This is a genomic window from Pantoea sp. X-Soil-OKNW-556 (genome assembly GCF_059730695.1).
In genome coordinates this window covers 147192-168046 of the sequence record NZ_AP035993.1, presented here as the reverse complement: position 1 = coordinate 168046, position 20855 = coordinate 147192, and the positions used below count along the sequence as shown (strand labels likewise).

The following is a 20855-nucleotide window of genomic DNA, read 5'->3' as shown; positions in this document are numbered from 1 at the left end:
GCATCAAAGAAAGGATCGCACCTGGCTGGTGAAGGTTGTTACGCAGCTATCCATGAGTTTCTGCGTGACCTCATTTACTTTGGCATAATTATTTGCCTGCCACTGCGGGAGGGTGAATTGCGGCGTGGTTGCATCCGAGCTGCATTCGATTTGTTTGGATGTTAGGTGCCCCGCTGGATCGCTGACAGTACGTGTGAGTGTCGTCGTCATCACTAATTGATAATTGTCATCACCGCCTGCGAGATTTTTATAAATCAGCTTCCAGGTCAATGGCTTTATAACTAGCGGTTTATCGTATTTTTTGGTTGGTAGACGATCCATCTCGGCTTTAAGGACTTCGCTCACTCGCGGAGTCAGGTATGAAAGCGACGGATTCATAACACCAACGGCTTGTGTTCCTTTAAGTTGATCCTTGCTAAACCCCTGAATCTGGCCGCCGACAAATATCATTGAAACAAACTGAAGTGTTTTTAATGCCGTCGCTTTAGTGGTGTCACCTTGAGTGATATAACGCAATTGTGTGTCTGAGGGGCGACTGTAATCGGTTTCGAGGTCCTGCCAACCTTCAACAGTAAGCTGGGATTGGTTTTCTGAAGTAATTGTTTCAGTCTGGACACGCTTTTCAGTCGGAGGAAGGGGTTTTGAAGCACATCCGGTCAGCGTTAATGTTGTTGCCAATAGAGACAGCGTCAATTTTTTCGACATGTTTTCATCCATAAAAGTAACGGTTTTTGCTATGGGAGATAACATCGGCAAAAAGGCGGAAAACTTTATCTACACTGCAAATTTGCTGTCGGCTGGATTAATGCATCAGGTAAATGAGGGGGAATTTCGCTGAGCTATAACGACCATCAGGATACGTTATTCGTACCCCGATGCAGTTATGCAACGCTATTCGAATAGCGGTTCAGGCCGTAGCTGAAGAAACTGAACTCGCATCCGAAGATGGGTAATCTTCCTGCCGTTATAACGACGGAAAATATCAATCTTCATTCTGTTTATTGCTATCCCACAGCCACATCATCTGCGTGATAGCCTTGTTCAGCTCATCAAGGCTGGCACCATCGCGCGCCTGAATCGATATACCAAACAAAAAAGTACTGAACATTGCCGCTAATGCTTTCACATCGACGCTTTTATTAAGTTGTTCCGTCGCAACGCCACGCTCAATTGTTGCGACAACGCCTGCCCTGGTGCGATTACGCGAGCGCTCCAGCGGTTCAGCGACAGCAGCATTTTCAGCGGAGGGCGCGCTCATCGCCCCCAGACCTACCATGCAGCCGGATGGATGTCCTGGCTCACATTGCATTTTTGCTGAACGGCGTAACGTCGTTTCAAGGGCATCGCGAGCTGACAGGTTGTTATCCCATAAGAACTCGGTGACCTGAGCATAAGTGGCGATATAACGCTGCACGCACTCCCGGAATAGCGCTTCTTTCGATCCAAAAGCGGCATAGAAACTGGGCGCTGAGATGCCGTTGTTGATCCCGGCCTTCAGTTGGGCGAGTGAGGTTGATTCATAGCCATGCTGCCAGAAAAGAAACATGGCATCTTCAATCGCCTTATCTCTGTCAAACGTTCTTGGTCGGCCCATAGTCGCCATTGTTTTCTCCCGTCAGAATCTAACGATTAACATACTAATCGATACATATGTCGTTGACAAAGATTTCCTCTCTAACTAATGTATCGATCGATACACAAGTAGACCCCATAAGTTGGCACCCGGTTATACCGGGTACAAATTTCCACACCAATATATATACCAATCGGTACATATCACAACATTGAAGGACGTATGGAGAACGAGACCATCTTTACACAACCGAATGAGCGAGCAGCCTCGCAACCCCATTCAGAAACACAGAGGCTGCCAGTTTCAGCGTTACTTGCCCTGGCAATGACAGGTTTCATCTGCATCATTACTGAAACGTTGCCAGCCGGATTATTGCCGCAAATCGCGTCTGGTTTGAGTATCTCGAATTCCCTCGCAGGTCAGACCGTGACTGCTTATGCTCTTGGCTCACTATTGGCTGCGATACCGCTGACCATTGCCACGCAAAGCTGGCGACGCCGCAATGTGCTGCTGCTTGCCATTGCCGGTTTCTTTATTTTCAACTCGATTACCGCGTTGTCCTCACATTACTGGCTCACACTGATGGCACGATTCTTTGCCGGGGTAGCGGCAGGGCTGTCATGGAGCCTGCTGGCCGGTTATGCGCGTCGTATGGTTGCCATCCACCAGCAGGGTAAAGCTATGGCGATTGCTATGGTCGGAACGCCAATCGCCCTTTCACTGGGCCTGCCATTGGGAACATGGCTTGGTGGGGTAATCGGCTGGAGAAGTGCCTTTGCCGGGATATCTGCCCTGACCGTTGTGCTGGTGATATGGGTGCTGACCAGCGTACCCGATTATCCGGGGCAGTCCCGCCATGAACGCCTGCCGCTGCTGCACGTACTGACTACCAAAGGGGTACGCCCGGTCCTCAGCGTCGTTATTACCTGGATGCTGGCGCACAACATTCTTTATACCTACATCGCACCATTTCTTGATTTGGCGGGCCTCGCTTCACAGACAGATGTCATTCTGCTCACTTTTGGACTCGCGGCATTGCTGGCGATCGCGGTTACCGGGCGTCTGGTAGATCGCCATCTGCGTACCTGTGTGCTGGCTAGCCTTGCCATTTTTACGCTGGTTTCTGTGGTGTTTATGGTCTCTGCACAAGTACCGGCGGTGATTTATGCCGGTGTAGCGGTATGGGGATTCACTTTCGGTGGCGCAGCAACGCTGCTGCAAACCGCGTTGGCGGATAGCGCGGGCGAGGGCGCTGATCTTGCGCTCTCGATCAATGTGGTGGCATGGAACGGCGCTATCGCAGCTGGCGGTCTTGTTGGCGGCATTTTGCTCAATAACTGGGGGGCACAGGTTTTCCCACCGGTGCTCATCCTGCTGCTGATCATCGCATTTCTAATCACATGGCGGGCGCGGGAACAGGGGTTCAGAGCAGGTGCGCGCCCAGGGCATTAATACTTTTCCTCATTCCGCTTAAAGCAGGAGATAACCATGACACACATAACCGTATACGTTACCTACGCCGGAACGACAGGGTCCCGTTTTGACCGGGATTACTACCACAACAAGCATCTTCCGTTGGTGATGGCGTCATTTGCCCGCTACGGCCTGCTCAGCGTTGCAGCCTTTTATCCGGCAGTGCCTCAGCCAGGAACCGTTGCGATATGCGAATGCATTTTCCGCGATGACAGCGCCATCGAAGCTTCTTTTACTTCACCTGAGGTCACTGCGGTAATGGCAGACGTCGTGCAGTTTACGGATATTGCGCCGGTGCGTGTACGCGCCAGCCAAATCTAATTCATCAGAGGACAACATCATGAACATTGGCATCATTGGGATGGGCGAGATGGGGAGTGCCATTGCCCGAAATTTAGTGGCTGCCGGACACCGGGTATATGCCTGGAGCCGCTCAAGCCGTGAGATTGAGGGCATCATAAACGTCAATGCGCCGGAAGAGACGTTGCTGGGTGATGTCGCAATAACTCTGCTTTCTGACGATGCAGCAATCCAGCAAGTCATCATCGATGGCGACTTGCTTGCCGGAGCCAACCCAAATCTCGTGCATATTATTTCCTCAACCATATCGGTAAGTTTTTCACAGCAACTAGCCCTGGTTCATCAACAAGCCGGGATAAGTTATGTAGCAGCGCCGGTGTTGGGCCGGCCGGATGTCGCCGCACGCGGGGAGCTGAATGTCCTTGCTGCCGGTCTGCCGGATGCGTTGGACCGAGTGAGGCCGGTGCTGGACGTCATCAGCAAACGCGTATGGGAAATGGGAGAGAAACAAACGGCTGCACATGCAGCGAAGATCGCCTGCAACATGATGATCACTATGGCGATTGAAGCGATGGCGGAGGCTGTAGTGCTCACGGAATCCAATGGACTGGATCGAGTACAATTCTTTGATCTCATACTCAATACATTGTTTGGCGGCCGGAGCTATCAGGTCTATTCACGAAACATCATGGCAGAGCTTTATGAACCGGGGTTCAAAGCCAGTCTGGGCCTGAAAGACCTGGGACTCGCCAGAGAAGCCGCCGCAACATTGAGTGCAGACCTGCCCATGCTGGCAGCAGTGAACGAGCAAATGGCCCGCGCTGTTCATGCTGACGGAGGTGACAAAGACTGGTCGGTCATCGCGGATTATACCATTCGGTCGGCGAACAGACGCTAAGCAATGGGCAAAGAACTAACTTCCAGCATCTAAATAGAAGATATTGGCGTCTAAAATGTTGCATATATAACCTACAAGGTATAATTTTTTTATAGCTTGTGGGTTATAGGAGATTGATGGAATTGGCCTGGGAAATCATCACACGGACGTTATTTGATAACTGGTTTGAGGCTCAAGCTGACGAGGTGCAGGAAGAGATTTTAGCCCACTTTGGCATTCTCGAGGAAGACGGTCCTAACCTGGGGCGCCCACAGGTCGACCAGCTTAACGGCTCAAATTAACCAATATGAAAGAATTGCGAGTACAGGTTGGTGGACACCCGTTCCGCTTGTTCTTTGCGTTCGATCCAACACGTAAGGCAATTGTCTTATGCGCCGGTGATAAGAAGGGCCAGGTCGAAAAACTATTTTACAGACGAATGATTAAAATTGCAGATGCTGAGTACGCATCACATCTGAAATCACTAGAGGCAAAAGAAGATGGCGACGGATAAAAAATTGCTCGAAAAATGCTCACCTGAAAGCCAGGCGCGCATTGCTGCGAGAACTGCTGAAATCCGGCAGGAAATCACATTAGCGAAACTGCGCGAAGAATTAGAAGTATCACAAACTCAGCTTGCGGCCGCGCTGGGTATTAGCCAACCTTCGATAGTGAAGATTGAAAAGGTTGATAATGACCCTAAACTGTCAACCCTGAAACGTTACGTCGCTGCCCTGGGTGGTGAGTTGGCGCTTGATGTCACCTTGCCAGATGGTAAGCGTATTGCGCTTAATCTGTAAAAACCACAGATGCCGCATCAAAAAGTGGGGCTTTTTATCCACTTCAACCAGGTGATGTGTCATGACTTTTTGCACCATGACCTTCTCGTACAGCTAAGGCATAGCATGAGTACGCAGGGTTCCTGAATTAAGACAGATTCAGGAAATCTTTTAACGTCAGCTGAAATCCAGCGGATATCTTCTCGATAGTCGCCAACGTCGGACTCGATTCTCCTCGCTCGATCTGACCGAGCATTGATTTGCTGACCCCGGTCATTCTCTCTGTTTCACTCAAACTCCAGCCCTGCGCTTTTCTCAAATGTCGCAAGCGTTCAGAGATATAAATGTCAATCGAAGCCATTTTCACCTTCATCAATACTGGAGTTGATTTAATTCTGATTGATTTTTTTATATTCCAATGAAAGGATGCAAACAAGCAATTCTCGTAGCCAGCAAAAATATAAGAACAGGCTATGACAAAAATAAGATATTCATATTATACAAGGCGGAGATCATGGAGCAAAAGAAGAATCCGGACATCACAAATGGTGATAAAACACTCGACCGCTTTGACATGGCAATACTCCGAATTTTACAGCGCGACAGCTCTATCGCTAATGTCACCCTGGCTGAGAAAATCAACCTCAGCCCTCCCGCTTGTCTGCGCCGTGTCGAACGGTTAAAAAAGCTCGGTTTTATAAAAAGCACTGTTGCATTACTCAACCCGGAAACATTAAATGCGGGTCTGGTCGTGATGATTGGCATTGTTCTTGATCGTTCCACTCCTGAATCTTTTAAAGATTTCGAAGGTGAAGCCGGTAAAATACGCGGCTGCATGGAATGCCATATGGTCAGCGGTGAGTTCGACTACATTATGTTAATTCGCACCGCAGATAACCAGAGCTTTAATAAACTCCACGCCGAGCAATTATTATTTCTTCCCGGTGTACGCCAGATCCGTTCATTTATTGGTTTGCGTGAGGTGTTTTCTACCACACAAATACCTTTATAAAACGGTCCTCATGCTTTTTTCCGCGTCAGTAACGCAATACCCAGAGCAATCAGCAACGCGCCCGCCATCAGGGGTAATGTCAGTTCTTCGTGCAATGCAGGCACCGACACCAGCAGGCCGGTAATCGGCACCAGCAACATCATTGATGAAAGGGTGACGCCAGATAACCACGTACTGGCGGCATTGACCGCACAAAAACAGAACGCCGTGGCGACCGGCCCCACAAATAAGGTGATTGCTAACAGCTCGCGGGAGTTATCGCCGCTCCAGTTGCCCTCAAATCCCCATGCCAGCGGCAGTAGCACCAGGGTAGCGAGCAGCATTTGCCACGGTGCCAGTTCAAAGGCATTGAGTCGGGAGCCAGTATGGCGCAAATGCAAAATGCAGATAGCCCAGCAAAGAGAAGCCAGCAACAACAGTCCGTTGGCGATAATTTGCCCGTGATCGTGCCAGTCGAGAGCAATTGGATTAAATAATACCACAATACCAATAATGCCAATTAACGCACCTGACAACTGGAGTGAGGATAATTTTTCTTTAAACAGAAACACTGAAGCTGGTACGACCCACAATGGCGTTGTGTAGGCCAAGACGGCAGATTTTCCGGCGGGCAGATAATTCATCGCAATACACCCCAGCGCAGTAAACGCCATCATCTGTAACAGGCCGACACTGAATATCACCGGCAACTCCCGACGGCCAGGAATACGTATCCGTCCTGTCGATAACTGCAATAAAAAAAGGACGGCCGCACTGGAGGAAAAACGCAATGTAGAAAACCACAATGGCGTGATATGTGAAAGACCCGCTTTCATCACCGGCCAGTTACACCCCCATAAAATAATCGCAACGACTAATAAAATAATGCCTTTCAACATCCCTTGGCGGGCACTGCTCGCATATTGGTAATTTTCAGTCATGTGATTATTCATTATTAATATGGGGGAGGAATGGACAAAGAAATAGCATTGTTAGCCGCATGCGTTCAATAGAAGGCAATGATGAATTCAGGGTTCTGCATCACGTCAGCCTTGCTCAGCAAAATCATGTTAACATTATGATTTTTAATCAAAAATACAAAGAAAGGTCGATGGCAGTCCATTGGCGATGTTAATTTTATTTCGTCATGACGCCGAAAAATGTAACTTCCAGTCGCGATCCTAAAAATGAATGGATTTTTATTAAAAAATACGTGATTAAAACGAAATGTTAAAAACAAACACGATGCGATATTGTTATTTCGCAAACCAATATCAACTGCGCAGCATAATTTAAGGCGTGCGACTTCATTTATCCCGGAGAGAAGCTATGAATCTTGAAAAATTCCCCCGTTATCCTCTGACTTTTGGTCCATCGCCGATTACCCCACTGAAACGTCTGAGTGCGGAGTTAGGCGGTAAAGTAGAACTTTACGCCAAGCGCGAGGACTGCAACAGCGGTCTGGCCTTCGGTGGCAACAAAACCCGTAAAATGGAATATCTGATCCCGGAAGCACTGGCGCAGGGTTGTGACACGCTGGTTTCCATTGGTGGCGTGCAGTCCAACCAGACGCGCCAGGTTGCCGCTGTGGCCGCACATCTCGGGATGAAATGTGTTCTGGTGCAGGAGAACTGGGTGAACTATGCCGATGCCGTCTATGACCGCGTTGGCAATATCGAGCTTTCACGCATTATGGGTGCCGATGTGCGCCTTGATTCTGCCGGTTTCGATATCGGGATCCGCGAAAGCTGGAAACAGGCGATGGAAGAAGCGGCAGAAAATGGCGGCAAACCCTTCCCGATCCCGGCAGGATGTTCAGAACATCCCTACGGCGGCCTGGGCTTTGTCGGCTTTGCCGAAGAGGTTCGTCAGCAGGAGAAAGAGCTGGGCTTTAAATTTGATTACATCGTAGTCTGCTCAGTCACCGGCAGTACCCAGGCGGGCATGGTGGTGGGATTTGCCGCTGATGGCCGTTCACGTAATGTCATTGGTATTGATGCTTCAGCCAAACCCGAGAAGACCAAAGCCCAAATCCTGCGTATTGCGCAGAATACAGCTAACCTGGTCGAACTGGGACGTGAAATCACCGAAGAGGACGTAGTGCTGGATACCCGTTACGGCGGCCCGGAATACGGCTTACCGAGCGAAGGCACGCTGGAAGCGATTCGCCTGTGCGCCCGTACCGAAGGGGTACTGACCGATCCGGTTTACGAAGGCAAATCCATGCAGGGCATGATTGATATGGTACGTAATGGCGAATTCCCGGAAGGTTCGAAAGTGCTCTATGCCCACCTGGGGGGTGCGCCAGCCCTGAGTGCTTACAGCTATATCTTCCGTAACGGTTAATCCCTCGGGATAATTCATTCGTAGCGGCGCGATTTATCGCGCTGTTTTTTGTTTTAAAACCGTGCGATAAATCGCGCCGCGACGGATCTGACTCAACGAAACTGCAAATCAAACTCTTTCCGACACTGCTGATCCCGCTGCTGTAACTCTTCCCGCAGGAAAACAAAAAAAGCATCCAGCATCGCACTGCGCGGTTTTCCCATCTCACTTTGCAATTGCAGGCTGCGTTGGCTCAACTGGTCGCGGTTGATGGTCTTGATGATCAGGCCATCCTGCCGCGCCCGCGTCATTATCGAATAATGGCTACTAACGCTGATGGCGCCAGGAGTTTGGCAGACAAATTCGTACAGCGTGGAAAAGTGGTTACAGGTGAAGACGGGATCGATGAAGACATTATTCATACGGCAGGAGAGGTCGAAAAGCTGGCGAATGGTCGCTGACTGGTCTGGCAGCACCACGGGCCAGGCATTCAGATCCGCCAGCTGAATATCCCGTTCCGCTAACGGATGATCGTCCTTCATAAAAATCAGTACTGGGGAGGGAAAAGACGCCAGCACTTCCACACCGGACTCAGGAGAGAGGATAAACCGGATAGCCAGATCGCACTCACCATTGCGCACCAGTTCCGGCACCTGCCTGCCGGTGCCGACCGTGAGGATAAAACTGACACGGGGATGGAGCAGGCGAAACTTTGCCATCAGGTTCGGTAGCAAGTTAAACGCCAGCCCATCAGTACACACCACCCGGATAGTGGTTTGAGCCACGGCTTTAATACCTTGCAGTTCAGCCACGGCCAACTCCATATCCGCCATGCTACGACGGACATGGTTTGCCAGAATATGTCCGGCATCATTAAGCTGCATCCCGCGTGGACTGCGTTCAAATAACGTCACCCCCAGCCGGGTTTCCAGCCGCTGGATATGCCGACTGATGGCGGAGATGGCGACAAACAGTTGCTGGCTGGCGGCGCTGATCGAGCCGGTGGTTGCAACCGCCATAAAGTAGCGAATCTCAGTGTTGTGCACAGGGCCTCCCTGATGTCAGCCTTGCCGATCGAGCATGACCTCCCGGCCCTGCTCAGCCAGATCCCAATACAGACCAGTCATGATTTGCAGCGCTTCGCAGGCCACATCGGCGAGCAAATGCTCATCGGGTGCATGCTGGGAACATGCCGGATACGAGTGGGGTAGCCACAACGTGGGCACATCAAACGTATCAAGAAAGCAGGCATTGGGTAAGCCACCGCCAAAATTTGGCAGCACTGCGGCTTCCTTGCCGATTGAACGGCGAATTGAGTCGAGACTCCAGCCGACCCAGGGATCGTCAGGATCAATACGCGTGGCTTTGAAACAGTTTACCGGCGCCACCACATCCACATCGTGAAAACCCTGCTGGTCAAGATGCTGGCGAATATGGTCGGCAAAGTTGTCCACATCACTGCCCGGAACATAACGCATATGGCAATGCGCCAGCGCGGTTGGTGGGATAGCATGTGCCGGTTTTTCGGGATTGCCGCTAGTGATTGCCAGCGTCTCCAGCGTATTCCAGCCATAGAGTTTTTCTGCCGCGCTTAAGCCCGGCTCTCCCCACTGCGGGGCAATCTGCGGATCGCCAGGGGCATTTCCCAACGCAAGGTCGCTCAGATGATGACGGATACTGGCGGATAACGGTGGTGGCAACAACGCAGGAAGCAAGATGCGACCATTGTCATCCACCAGACTGGCAATCGCATGGGCCAGGCGTATACCTGGGTTACTGAGCAATCCGCCCCAGTTGCCGGAGTGATGCGCGCCATCACGTAATGTCACCCGCAAGGTAAAGTTGAATACGCCGCGTGAGCCGAGGAATAAAGTTGGACGTGACGCTGTCACGCGTGGACCATCTGAAGCGATAAACAGATCGGCGGCCAGCCAGTCGCGATACTGCTGGCAAACCGTCTCCAGTCCCGGTGAGCCGGTCTCCTCACCCATCTCCAGAATCATTTTGACGTTATAGCCCAGCCGTCCGTTACGCGCTTTGAGAACCAACGCCAGCGCCGCCAGGTTAATGCTGTGCTGGCCTTTGTTATCAGCCGTGCCGCGTCCGTACCAGCGATTGCCCTCGACACTCAGCTCCCACGGATTAAGACCGCTGCGCCAGTTCTCTTCGTCTCCCGGCACCACATCGCCGTGTCCATAAGTCAGCAGGGTAAAAGCCGCATCGGCTTCGAGACGACGCGCCAGCAGAAAAGGACTTTTCCCTGCTTTAGGATTGGCCACCACCTGACAACTGAACCCCATTGCGGAGAGGTACGGGATCATCTCTTCATTGAGATAGGCCATCTGCTGTGGATGGTGACTCTCTGTCCGGTAGCTGACCCGGCGCGCCAGCGTTTCACGTAAGGCACCGGTGTGAAAATGGTCCAGCGCTGCCTGTAGCACGACTTCACGAGTGATCGTCATTATCCGTCAATTCCTTCTATTTCCGGGATACCGAGCCCCGGTTCCGGTGTCATTACCGAGGCCAACAACGCTCGGGTGTAGGGATGTTGCGGTTGGCTAAAAATCTGTTCCCGCGTTCCCTGTTCAACGATCTGGCCTTTGCGCATCACCGCAACATGATCAACCAGATGTTCCACCACCGACAGGTTGTGGCTGATAAACAGGTAAGTCAGGGAAAACTCCTGTTTCAGCGCCAGCAACAGATTGAGGATCTGCGCCTGCACCGAAACATCCAGCGCCGAAGTGGGTTCATCACAGATCAGAATCTCCGGACGCAGGATCAGCGCACGGGCAATGGCGACGCGTTGACGCTGACCACCGGAAAGTTGCCCCGGATACTGGCTGTGAGTACGTGAAGGCATGCCGACCAGATCCAGCATCTCCCGCACCTGCTTTTTGCGTTCATCCGGCGTGCCAATGTGGTGCAGCCGCAATGCCACTTCAACGACATCTGAGACGGTGCGACGCGGGTTAAGTGAAGACCAGGGGTCCTGAAAAATGGGTTGAATACGCGCACTCAATTTACGCCGATCGGCGGCATCAACCTCGCGTCCCTCAATCAGTACGTTGCCAGTGGTGGGCGGCAGCAGACCCAGTAGCATTTTTGCCAGCGTACTTTTACCGCAGCCGGATTCCCCCACCAGTCCCAGCGTTTCCCCGCGCCGGATACGCAGCGAGACATTGTCTACCGCCCGGATCTCCGCAGGGGACTTAAACAACCCGCGATTCAGGCGAAAAGTCCGGCTCAGCGCGCAAAGTTCCAGGGCGATATCCTCATTGCCGGCAATGTGTGGCGGTGTCAGCTTGCTCATAGCGCCTCCCTGATGGTCAAAGGACGAATGCAGCGCACCTGATGCTGTGCATTGAGTGGTTGATAAGGCGGATTCTCGTTACACGCCTCCTGGCACTGGCTACAACGGTTGCGAAATGCACAACCCTGTTGAGGACCGGTAAGATTGGGGACCACGCCAGGAATGGTAGGCAGAGGCTGCCCCGGCTGCGTGCGGCCCGCAACCGGAATGCACTCCAGCAACCCACGGGTATAGGGATGGTGCGGCTGACGGAACAGTTCATTGACCGGAGCGGTTTCCACCACCTGCCCGGCGTACATCACCGCCACGCGATCGGCGATACGTGCCACCACGCCCAGATCGTGGGTAATGAAGATCACCGCCATGCCCATTTCCTGTTGCAACTCGCGCAGTAAACGCAGGATCTGTGCCTGAATGGTGACATCCAACGCGGTGGTCGGTTCATCGGCAATGATCAGTTCAGGTTCACACATCAGCGACATCGCAATCATGATGCGTTGCCGCAGGCCACCAGAAAGTTGGTGCGGATACTGTTTCAGTCGATCTGCCGCCTGCGGAATGCCGACGCGCTCCATCAGGTACACCGCGCGTTCCCGCGCCTGCGCACGCGACACCTTACGATGTGCCAGCAGGGTTTCACATAACTGTTCGCCGAGCGTCCAGGACGGATTCAATGATGTCATTGGTTCCTGGAATATCATCGACATACTGTTGCCGCGCATTGCCGCCCGTTCGCGGCGGTTAAGTGCGAGCAGGTCGTTCCCCTTGAAGCGCAGGCTGTCGGCCTGGCGTCGGGCATTGCGCGGCAGCAGATCCATCATCGCCAGTGAGGTCATGGATTTACCACAGCCGGATTCCCCCACCAGGCACAGCATTTCGCCGCGATTTACGCTGAAATCGATACCGCGCACGGCATGCAGCGTGCCACGCGGCGTCTGGAGATCCACCCGCAGATTTTTCACTTCAAGCAGAGGTGCGTCAGTCTGGTTCATGTCATTTCCCTCTTAGTTGCGACCGTCGAGCGCCGTGATATCGCGCAGACCATCACCCACCAGGTTGATACTCAATACCAACAACGCCAGTGCCACACCGGGGATCACAATCACCCAGGGCTGAAAGAACATATAGGCTTTGCCTTCTGCGACCATCAGCCCCCAGGACGGCATGGGCGGTTGTACGCCAAGCCCCAGAAACGACAGGGTGGCTTCCAGTAAAATGGCGTGGGCAATTTCGAGTGTTACCACCACGGTCAGCGGCCCGAGCAGATTCGGCAGAATTTCGCGCAGCATGATAAACAGCGAAGATGCGCCCAGCGTTCGCGCTGCTGCGATGAATTCGGCCTCACGCAGTTGCCGGGTGACGGAACGGGAGACAATCAGAAAGCGATCCCACAACAACAGGCCAAGCAGCATAATCACCACCTTGACCGAACCCCCAATCAGCGAGGCCAGCGCCAGCGCCACCAGGATCACCGGCATCGCCAGACGCACTGTCAGCAGGTAACTGACTACCGCATCAACCCGTCCACCAAAGTAACCGGCCAGCACACCGAGCGTGACGCCAATCAGCGCTGAGATCATCACCGATACCAGACCAATCAGCAGAGATACCCGAGCGCCATACAACAGGCGGCTGAGATAGTCGCGCCCGAGTTTGTCGGTGCCCAGCAGGTGCGTCCATTCGCCTTTCTCAAACCATACCGGCGGCACCAGGCGTCTGCTGACGTCCTGCGCAAAGGGATCGTGTGGGCTGATTAATGGAGCCAGCAACGCCAGCAGAACGATGGTGCCAAGAATCACCACGCCCAGCGTCATGCTGTGATGACCGAAGACACGGCGACACAGGCGCTGCCAGGCCGTTGGTTCCGGCAACAGGCCGGTTTCCGGGCTAATGACGTTTTTCATGGTTCCTGCCATAGTCGTTTTCATTGAGGTTCCTTATTTGCTGCGCAAACGGGGATCGAGCACGGCATTAAGCACATCCGCCAGGAACGTCAGCCCGATATAGAAGATGGCGATGATCAACACGATGGCCTGCACCACCGGGAAGTCGTTGCGCGAGATGGAGTCCCAGGCCAGTTGCCCCAACCCCTGCAACGAGAACACCGATTCAATCACCACCGAGCCGCCCAGCATAAAACCGAGCTCCACCGTTGCCAGCGCCACGACCGGGATAATGGCGTTACGCAGCCCATGCTTGACCACCACCTTAAAGGCACTCAATCCTTTGGCATGGGCGGTGCGGATATAATCCGCACCCAGCACATCCAGCATGCCGGAGCGTGTCAGGCGCATCAGCGACGGCATGGCGTAATATCCCAGTGCCACTGCTGGCAACACAAAATGTTGCCAGCTACCGTTACCGGCCACCGGCAGCCATTTCAGCCCTACGGCGAAAATCAGGATCAACACCAGAGCGAACCAGAAGTTGGGGATCGCCTGGCCCAGCACCGAGATAAACATCGCGCAGCGGTCTACCCAACTGTCGCGAAACACCGCCGCCACCACACCAAGGGGGATCGCCACCACCAGCGCCAGCAGCAGCGCCACACCGCCCAACTGGAGCGTAATGGGCATACGCTGACCGACCAGCTCCATCACGGTATTTTCGAAGTAGAACGAACGACCAAAATCGAGGTGCAACGCCGACCAGAACCAGTGTGAAAACTGCACCAGCAGCGGCTGGTCCAGTCCATTCTGCACGCGGATCTGCGCCACGGTTTCCGCGCTGGCATCCGGTCCGGCAATGGCTATCGCCAGGTCACCCGAAAGATGCAGCAGGGCAAAACTGACGACCGCCACGGTAAACAGCACCGCCAGCGCCACCAGCAGCCGATTTAAGATAAAGCGCACCATAACTCGGCTCCTTATTTCCAGCTGGATTGGGCAAAGCGCGGCAGTTCATCCGGCCAGTCCTGGAAGTTCAGATCGGCATTGAAGGCGTAGTGGGTGGAGTAGGAAAACATCGGTGCAATGTAAGCCTGGGCAGAGATACGCCCCAGCGCCTCGCCATATTCTTCATTGCGCTGTTTGACATCGACCGTGGCATCGGCTTTTTTCAGCATTGCGGTCAGCGTGGCATCTTTCCAGATATCGCTGCCTTTGCCACCGAAGTAGGGGGTGGTAAACGCCGAGGTATCATTGATCGAGAACGATCCCCAGGTGTTAAAGGCCATCGGCGCCTGGCCGGAGCTGAGGGCGGTCGCCATCACCGGATACTGCACAAAATGGAGGCGGGCGCGGATACCGACTTTGCGTAGATCGCCAATAATCGCTTCCGCATAATCACGTTCGCGATAGGCCCACAGGTCGGTGTCAAAACCGTTGGCATAGCCCGCCTCTGCCAGCAGTTGCTTCGCTTTGGCAGGATCGTAATTGTACTTGATAACTTTGCTGTCGTTGCAGGCGACCTGGGTGCGGAAACAGGCGGTGTACACTGGCTTGCTGCCACCACGTACCAGGTTATCGACAATGCCCTGACGGTTAATAGCGTAATTGATGGCCTGGCGGACGCGCAGATCTTTCAGCGGCGCCGCTTCGGGGCCGGTGGCATTGGTGTTCAGTGCAAGGAAACCGATGCGCATGGTCTCGCCACTTTTCACCGCGATATTCGGCATGGCCGAAAGCGGCTCCACCTGGTCGGCGGCCACACGCCAGATCCAGTCCACCTGGCCGGTCATCAACTGGGCGACACGGGCTTCCGGGTCGCGGATCACCACAAACTGCACCTTGCCGATGTGCGGCTGCCCTTGTGGACTCTCTTTGAAGTAGTCGGGGTTTTTCACCATATCAACGCCCTGGCCGGGGATGACTTTCACGATCTTGTAGGGGCCGGTGCCGATTGGGGCTTTACTGAAACCTTCCAGTTTCACCTGCTGGAAATATTTGGCCGGGTAGATTGGCGTAGGCCCGGACAGGTACTCCAGCGCCGCCGGGAAGGGTTGTTTCAGGTGCAAACGAACGGTGAAGTCATCGACTTTCTCAACATGATCGATCCAGTCAACACTTTGCGGCACCACGGAGGCGGTATTTGGACCCGCGATTTTCTCGAAGGTGTAGACCACATCATCGGCACTGAAGGGATCGCCATTGTGGAATTTAACGTCTTTGCGCAGATGAATTAATAACGCAGTCGGGGATTCCCATTTCCAGTCAGATGCCAGTTCCGGTTTATATTCACCGGTTTTCGGGTCGCGATAAATAAGCGTGTCCCACACCATATGCGCCAGAATAACGCCTTCGCGCAGATTGTTATGATAAGGACTGATATTTTCCACTTCGTTATCAGAGGCATAAACCAGCGTGTCGTTCTGTTTACCTGCATAGCTGTAAGAAACGCAGCACAACAATAATGCGGTTAAAGCATACTTGTGAATCTGTCTTGTCTTGTAACGAGCCATACCGTTCTCCAGCGATCAATGAAAAGTTAACAACAAAAGCAGATGGCACTGATGTAGCAAGAGCAGCGCCAATGCCGGAATATTGTCATTACCGATTTTCGATAACCGATTTCTCAAAATGAGAAACACGAGAGCAGGCAGACGTCACAGCGAGATAATTAAGGTTAAGTGGGAGGGAATATCAGCCAGCCAGGGAACGCCGCGTTATCGTAGTACCATCCATTGAGCGTTACGATGGTGCAGGAAAGTTTCATCCTGCACTTTTTGTGTGAAGGTTATTTGTGCAAACCGCATTCTATTTTTGTGAAAGCTGGCAACGAGCACAACAGGTTGTAGCCCGTCACCCGCGTTAATCCAGGTTAGCCTTGCGCATCGGCATTTGATCAATGGTCGAGAGCAAGATCTCTGAACTTATTGGTCGGGTGTCACGCAGTTTCATTCCACCATCTTTACCGACCAATACCACCTCAAACCCCTTTGGCTGGAGCTGCGAACGCAACTGACCTTGCTTTGTTGGCGCGGTATCAGTGAGCACGATGACATCACGTTCGGCCAGGGCAGTCTGGGCCTTTTCCAGCATTGCCATCTGCTCCAGGTAACTTGCATCTTGCGTTGAGGGGGCAAAAATCACCACCGGACGCGAATGCCAGCGGTATTGACTCAGGTCGGCAGTATCGGGAGGCAAAGTGCGAAACAGGCGACTCTCTGCCGCATGGGCAGCACTGCACAACACAAGAAGCAGTGCTGCAAGCAGCAAACTTTTACCAGGATGCCATTGAGCGGGGAAGCATGCAGTAATCATGATGATCTCCTCTAAGCCGACGGGCGCAAAGCCACCCTATCAAGGTTAGAGGAAACTGATCCGACCGTGCGGGTCTTCACCTTTTTTTACCAACAGGACCAGATAATCCTGAGACCGTTGTTTAACCTGCCGCGAGTTCGTTGAGAAAATCCTGTGTCGTCACCTGGCGGCAATAACCTTTGATAGCATTGAGGGAGTTTTGCTGACGTTCTGGCGTCAGTGTCGCGCAGGCATCGGTCACTAATGTTACCAGATAGCCCAGATCGCAGGCGTCACGTACCGCGCTTTCAATGCATTGATCGGTAAGAAAACCCGCAATCACCAGATAACGTGTGCCAAGATTACGCAACACATAATCAATATTGGTAGAGATAAACACGCTGGAAGAGGTTTTCGACAGAACGATTTCATCATCCGCTGGTGCGATAGCTTCCAGCACCTGAGCGTCCCACGAATCACGCGGCACGTTAAAGCCGGTGATTTTGTAGTCGAGACTACGGTCACGTCCATCTTTGGTCAGACTTTCAATCACGGTGTACATCACTTCAACCTGACTGGCACGACACGCCGCCTGGACTTTTTGCATATTCGCGATGGTTTCACGTTCAATAATGTCAAAGAAATAACCAAACTTCTCGTGTTGCTCGGCTGTAGACATCCCGACATATTCACCACCATCACGGCGGGCGTTGTAGTTCTGCACATCGACAAATAACAACGTCGCGGCTTGTTTCTCAATCGGGATATTACGACTGGAGGGATTAAACATGAATTACGCCTCTTTTTTATATTGCTGACGGGTAAGCACATTCCAGCTGTCGGTAAAAATGGGGGCTAAATCCTCAGCCCAAGCCAGTTGTCCTGCTGGCTGTGCAATCAAATCCTGGCGGATTTCAATTTCCACATAAGGCAGACCATTTTTATTGGCATGCTGCGGTACGGCGTAGTCGGTTTCATCGGAAACGGAATAGGGTTGGTTATCTCCCACGCACCAGCGCTGGGTGTTGTGCAATTGTTCCAGCACCGTCAGGGCATAGTCGGCCTGATGCTGATACAGAACGCCAACCTGCCAGGGCCGCTGCTCACCATGAAACACCGGGGTGAAGCTGTGCATTGCCAGGATGCACGTCGGGATACCGTGCTGCTTGCGCTCGGCCAGTATCGCGCGGATAGCATCATGATACGGGGTGAAAATGTCGTCCCGTCGCTGGTCACGATCCTGCTGACTCAGGCCGATATTGCCCGGAATGGGGGTGGCTTCCGACACCACCGGGATCGAACTGGGAATGCCAGGCAGGCGGTTGCAGTCGATCACCAGGCGGGAATAGCGCTGATGCACCAACGGGGCATTCAGTAACCGGCTCAGGTGCCGGGAAACCGCCAGTACGCCAATATCCCAGCCAATATGTCGGTCGATCTCATGCTGAGGTAAACCCAGATCGCCGAGCTGACGCGGAATGCGTTTTCCACCGTGGTCACACAGGATCAAAAAAGGGGAATCGCCTGTCCGGTTCTCCACCATCACCGGAGCGGGTTCATCGGAAAAAAGGAGTGGGACGCTCACGTCTTCAATTACCTCATTTAGATTTTGCATTCAAAGATAGGGGGCCAAGCGCTTCCCATTGCTGCAAGCGCTGCACGGTTTTATCGCCCTGACTTTCCATAATGCTGGCGATAATGGCATCGATCAGCACAATACCGGCGGCATAACCATCAAACAGCCACGGGGTTTCCACATGGATGGCCAGCACCACTTTAGCCAGAGAAGCGATGGGAGAGAGTTGGGTATCCGTTACCGCAATGAGCGTGGCGCCTCGCGCCACAATCTCCTGCGCCAGCTGATACATGTCCTGCTGGTAGCGGCGAAAATCAAACAGCACGAACACGTCGTTTTTATTGACGTCGATGATCTGCTGAATCCGGTCATGATGGTTTTCGGCGAGCACATCCACGCCGCGTCTTACCTGTTGCAGGTTGCGGCCAAAATACATCGCCAGCGATTGACTGATACGGCCACCGCCGAGGATCACATGATGTTCTTTGGCACCGATTAGCCGGGTGGCCTCGGCGATTTCGTATTCCGCGATGTCACGTAATGAACACTGGATTGCCAGCGTCGAAGATTTAATCGCCGCTTCCATCAGGGCCGACGCGCTTTCTGTCGTCACCCAGTTATCCAGACGTTGTAACGGACCTTTGGCCTGTTCAGAGATCTCATCACGCAGCGCCTGCTGAAAATCAACGAAGCCACCAAAGCCCAGGCGGCGGGCAAAGCGCACCACGGAAGGCAGGCTGACGCCAGCGCGATCTGCCAGCATCTGCACCGAACCTAAGCCCGCACCGGGATAGTCGGCCAGCATGGCCCTGGCAATTTTACGCTCCGCCGGACTCAGCTCCGCCATATTGTCTTTTATCTGTTGTGCCAGCACCCGGATCTCCTTCACTCCACTTCAGGCAAATCACAGTGCCACAAGCGCTGCGTCTGAACCATACGAATTTAATATATATTACATATATTGATTTTTAATCGATCTTGTAACATACATAAAAAAATAGCAAGGGGCGTATCTCAAACCAACTATGACGGGAGTTCTCGGTTTAATGGGCAAGCAATCCGTAATCATCGACGAAGAATCCATTGATTTACAGAGTGAAAGTGAAAGGCTCAGGGCACTCGGTGTCACGACCTTGTTTGCTTCACTGGTGGATTCCGCTGGCGTTATCCGTGGCAAATCCGTTCCGGTTAACCGACTGAAAACGCTCTGTCAGTCAGGGGTGGGGGCATCCCCCTCCTGGGCATTATTCTGCGCCGATAACGCCATCGCCTGGATCCCTGCGTTCTCGGCGGTTGGCGATCATCGCCTGCGTGCCGACCTCGCCGCGCTGGTGACATTACCGGATGGTTTTTGCTGGGCGCCGGTTGATGTGTTTGAACAGGAAGGGGAGCACGCTGCCTGGTGTAGCCGCCATTTTCTACGCCGACAGGTAGCGGCCTTGCAACAGCAGGGCATTGAAACCCTCGCAGCCGGTGAGCTTGAGTTCTTTTTGTTACCCGAACAGGACGATCAGCAGGATAACGAATGGCACGCCTACGGTATGGGCGGGCTGCTGGCACATGAAGCGATGGTCAATGACCTCGTCAAAACCCTGGAAGAAGCCGGTGTCGGCCTTGAGCAATTTCATGCCGAATATGGCACTCGCCAGTTTGAATTGTCACTGGCCCCGGCCAATCCGGTTACGGCCATCGATCGCCTGGTGCTGACCCGTATTTTGCTGGGCCGCATCGCGCGTCAACACAAGTTGCGGATCAGTTTCTCTCCAAGGCCGTTTGAGCATGATGCTGGTAACGGCGCACATCTGCACTTCTCCTTTACCCGTGAGGGCCAGCCGCTGCTGGCAGGCGGTACCGGTAGCTACGGTATCACCGATGCGGGAGGCAGCCTGCTGGCCGGGATTGTCCGGCATCTGCCGGAACTGGTGGCGTTATTGGCCCCGTCAGTGCTGTCTGCCGATCGCCTGCAACCCGGGCACTGGTCAGGCGCGTATGCCTGCTGGGGACTGGAAAACCGGGAAGCTGCGGTGCGTTACTGTGCGGCAAATCAGGGCAACCCGTATGGCGCGCACCTTGAAGTGAAGTGTATCGATCCTTCCGCCAACCCCTATATCGCCTGTGGCGCAGTGCTGGGGATGGCGCTGGCGGGACTGAACGCCGCGCTGCCGCTGCCACAACCTACACAAGCGGCTCCTGCCGATCTCTCTGAAGTGCAGCGCCATGAGCAACATATTCATCGACTGATCACCTCCCACAGCGATGCCTTAACGCGTCTCGCACAAAGTCCGTTGGCGCAATCGATGTTGCCGCCGGAACTGCTGGGGGCACTGATCGCTGTGCGTCAGCACGAACAGGATACCTGGGGACATATGCCGTTAAAGACCATCACGGAAAAATTCCGCTTTGCATGGTCGGTTTAAGCCTTACCAATACCGGGGAAACCCATAACACATCTCGCTAATCAATCACGT

Annotated in this window: 22 protein-coding genes and 1 pseudogene; 8 read left to right on the top strand and 15 right to left on the bottom strand. The window is 53.2% G+C overall.

Features of this window, described 5'->3' with window-relative positions; translation table 11 throughout:
* Positions 1-3: 3 nt before the first annotated feature.
* Entirely contained in the window at positions 4-705 is a 702-nt protein-coding gene (locus AC6I8T_RS25815) for a hypothetical protein (RefSeq protein WP_208726930.1), read from the bottom strand.
* A 277-nt stretch (positions 706-982) separates the two neighbouring features.
* Positions 983-1603 (bottom strand): TetR/AcrR family transcriptional regulator, encoded by a 621-nt coding sequence (locus tag AC6I8T_RS25810; protein ID WP_208726929.1) that lies wholly within the window; start codon positions 1601-1603, stop codon positions 983-985.
* Between the two features lie 294 nt (positions 1604-1897).
* Between AC6I8T_RS25810 and AC6I8T_RS25805 the strand changes: the two genes are divergently transcribed.
* From AC6I8T_RS25805 to AC6I8T_RS25785, 5 genes and pseudogenes are all read left to right on the top strand, one after another.
* The gene (locus tag AC6I8T_RS25805; RefSeq protein WP_497834793.1) at positions 1898-3025 is read left to right on the top strand and encodes an MFS transporter; all 1128 of its coding nucleotides are present in this window, start codon (positions 1898-1900) and stop codon (positions 3023-3025) included.
* 36 nt (positions 3026-3061) lie between these two features.
* Positions 3062-3367: an EthD family reductase gene (locus AC6I8T_RS25800; protein WP_497834792.1), complete on the top strand. Its 306-nt coding sequence runs from the start codon at positions 3062-3064 to the stop codon at positions 3365-3367.
* A 19-nt stretch (positions 3368-3386) separates the two neighbouring features.
* Positions 3387-4244, top strand: a complete 858-nt coding sequence (locus AC6I8T_RS25795) for an NAD(P)-dependent oxidoreductase (RefSeq protein WP_497834791.1) — start codon at positions 3387-3389, stop codon at positions 4242-4244.
* A 116-nt stretch (positions 4245-4360) separates the two neighbouring features.
* Positions 4361-4737: pseudogene (locus AC6I8T_RS25790) on the top strand (type II toxin-antitoxin system RelE/ParE family toxin).
* Positions 4724-5023, top strand: a complete 300-nt coding sequence (locus AC6I8T_RS25785; RefSeq protein ID WP_208726925.1) for a helix-turn-helix domain-containing protein — start codon at positions 4724-4726, stop codon at positions 5021-5023. Before AC6I8T_RS25790 ends, AC6I8T_RS25785 begins: the two are co-directional and overlap by 14 nt.
* Before the next feature lie 127 nt (positions 5024-5150).
* Here AC6I8T_RS25785 and AC6I8T_RS25780 read toward each other — a convergent pair whose 3' ends face one another.
* Positions 5151-5363 (bottom strand): helix-turn-helix domain-containing protein, encoded by a 213-nt coding sequence (locus tag AC6I8T_RS25780; protein WP_051337958.1) that lies wholly within the window; start codon positions 5361-5363, stop codon positions 5151-5153.
* Positions 5364-5516: 153 nt separating this feature from the next.
* Between AC6I8T_RS25780 and AC6I8T_RS25775 the strand changes: the two genes are divergently transcribed.
* Positions 5517-6014 carry an Lrp/AsnC family transcriptional regulator gene (locus tag AC6I8T_RS25775; RefSeq protein ID WP_021183990.1) on the top strand — a complete coding sequence of 166 codons (498 nt, stop codon included), beginning with the start codon at positions 5517-5519 and terminating at the stop codon, positions 6012-6014.
* An 8-nt stretch (positions 6015-6022) separates the two neighbouring features.
* Here the strand turns inward: AC6I8T_RS25775 and AC6I8T_RS25770 are convergent, their stop codons facing one another.
* Positions 6023-6934 carry a DMT family transporter gene (locus AC6I8T_RS25770; protein WP_497834790.1) on the bottom strand — a complete coding sequence of 304 codons (912 nt, stop codon included), beginning with the start codon at positions 6932-6934 and terminating at the stop codon, positions 6023-6025.
* A gap of 388 nt (positions 6935-7322) precedes the next feature.
* Here AC6I8T_RS25770 and AC6I8T_RS25765 point away from each other — a divergent pair, with 388 nt between their 5' ends.
* On the top strand, positions 7323-8339 hold the full coding sequence (locus tag AC6I8T_RS25765) for a 1-aminocyclopropane-1-carboxylate deaminase (protein WP_021183987.1): 1017 nt from the start codon (positions 7323-7325) through the stop codon (positions 8337-8339).
* A gap of 92 nt (positions 8340-8431) precedes the next feature.
* Here AC6I8T_RS25765 and AC6I8T_RS25760 read toward each other — a convergent pair whose 3' ends face one another.
* From AC6I8T_RS25760 to AC6I8T_RS25710, 11 genes are all read right to left on the bottom strand, one after another.
* Complete coding sequence (locus tag AC6I8T_RS25760) at positions 8432-9364, bottom strand: LysR family transcriptional regulator (protein WP_497831363.1); 933 nt, start codon at positions 9362-9364, stop codon at positions 8432-8434.
* A 15-nt stretch (positions 9365-9379) separates the two neighbouring features.
* Positions 9380-10774, bottom strand: coding sequence for a M20 family metallopeptidase (locus AC6I8T_RS25755; protein WP_497834854.1), 1395 nt, complete (start codon positions 10772-10774; stop codon positions 9380-9382).
* Between the two features lie 5 nt (positions 10775-10779).
* Positions 10780-11631, bottom strand: coding sequence for an ATP-binding cassette domain-containing protein (locus AC6I8T_RS25750; protein WP_208726951.1), 852 nt, complete (start codon positions 11629-11631; stop codon positions 10780-10782).
* Positions 11628-12623 (bottom strand): ABC transporter ATP-binding protein, encoded by a 996-nt coding sequence (locus tag AC6I8T_RS25745; RefSeq protein ID WP_208726952.1) that lies wholly within the window; start codon positions 12621-12623, stop codon positions 11628-11630. Before AC6I8T_RS25745 ends, AC6I8T_RS25750 begins: the two co-directional genes overlap by 4 nt.
* Positions 12624-12635: 12 nt before the next feature.
* Positions 12636-13559: an ABC transporter permease gene (locus AC6I8T_RS25740; RefSeq protein ID WP_021183982.1), complete on the bottom strand. Its 924-nt coding sequence runs from the start codon at positions 13557-13559 to the stop codon at positions 12636-12638.
* Between the two features lie 9 nt (positions 13560-13568).
* Positions 13569-14486, bottom strand: coding sequence for an ABC transporter permease (locus tag AC6I8T_RS25735; RefSeq protein ID WP_021183981.1), 918 nt, complete (start codon positions 14484-14486; stop codon positions 13569-13571).
* Between the two features lie 11 nt (positions 14487-14497).
* Positions 14498-16030 carry an ABC transporter substrate-binding protein gene (locus AC6I8T_RS25730; RefSeq protein ID WP_244634098.1) on the bottom strand — a complete coding sequence of 511 codons (1533 nt, stop codon included), beginning with the start codon at positions 16028-16030 and terminating at the stop codon, positions 14498-14500.
* A gap of 349 nt (positions 16031-16379) precedes the next feature.
* Positions 16380-16832: a DUF4174 domain-containing protein gene (locus AC6I8T_RS25725; protein ID WP_497834789.1), complete on the bottom strand. Its 453-nt coding sequence runs from the start codon at positions 16830-16832 to the stop codon at positions 16380-16382.
* Positions 16833-16953: 121 nt separating this feature from the next.
* Positions 16954-17601, bottom strand: a complete 648-nt coding sequence (locus AC6I8T_RS25720) for a cysteine hydrolase family protein (protein ID WP_208726954.1) — start codon at positions 17599-17601, stop codon at positions 16954-16956.
* A gap of 3 nt (positions 17602-17604) precedes the next feature.
* Positions 17605-18426, bottom strand: a complete 822-nt coding sequence (locus AC6I8T_RS25715) for an N-formylglutamate amidohydrolase (protein ID WP_208726955.1) — start codon at positions 18424-18426, stop codon at positions 17605-17607.
* Entirely contained in the window at positions 18410-19261 is an 852-nt protein-coding gene (locus AC6I8T_RS25710) for a MurR/RpiR family transcriptional regulator (protein ID WP_021183976.1), read from the bottom strand. The genes AC6I8T_RS25715 and AC6I8T_RS25710 overlap by 17 nt, the downstream gene beginning before the upstream one ends.
* Before the next feature lie 172 nt (positions 19262-19433).
* Here AC6I8T_RS25710 and AC6I8T_RS25705 point away from each other — a divergent pair, with 172 nt between their 5' ends.
* The gene (locus AC6I8T_RS25705) at positions 19434-20804 is read left to right on the top strand and encodes a type I glutamate--ammonia ligase (RefSeq protein ID WP_208726956.1); all 1371 of its coding nucleotides are present in this window, start codon (positions 19434-19436) and stop codon (positions 20802-20804) included.
* Positions 20805-20855: the final 51 nt, after the last annotated feature.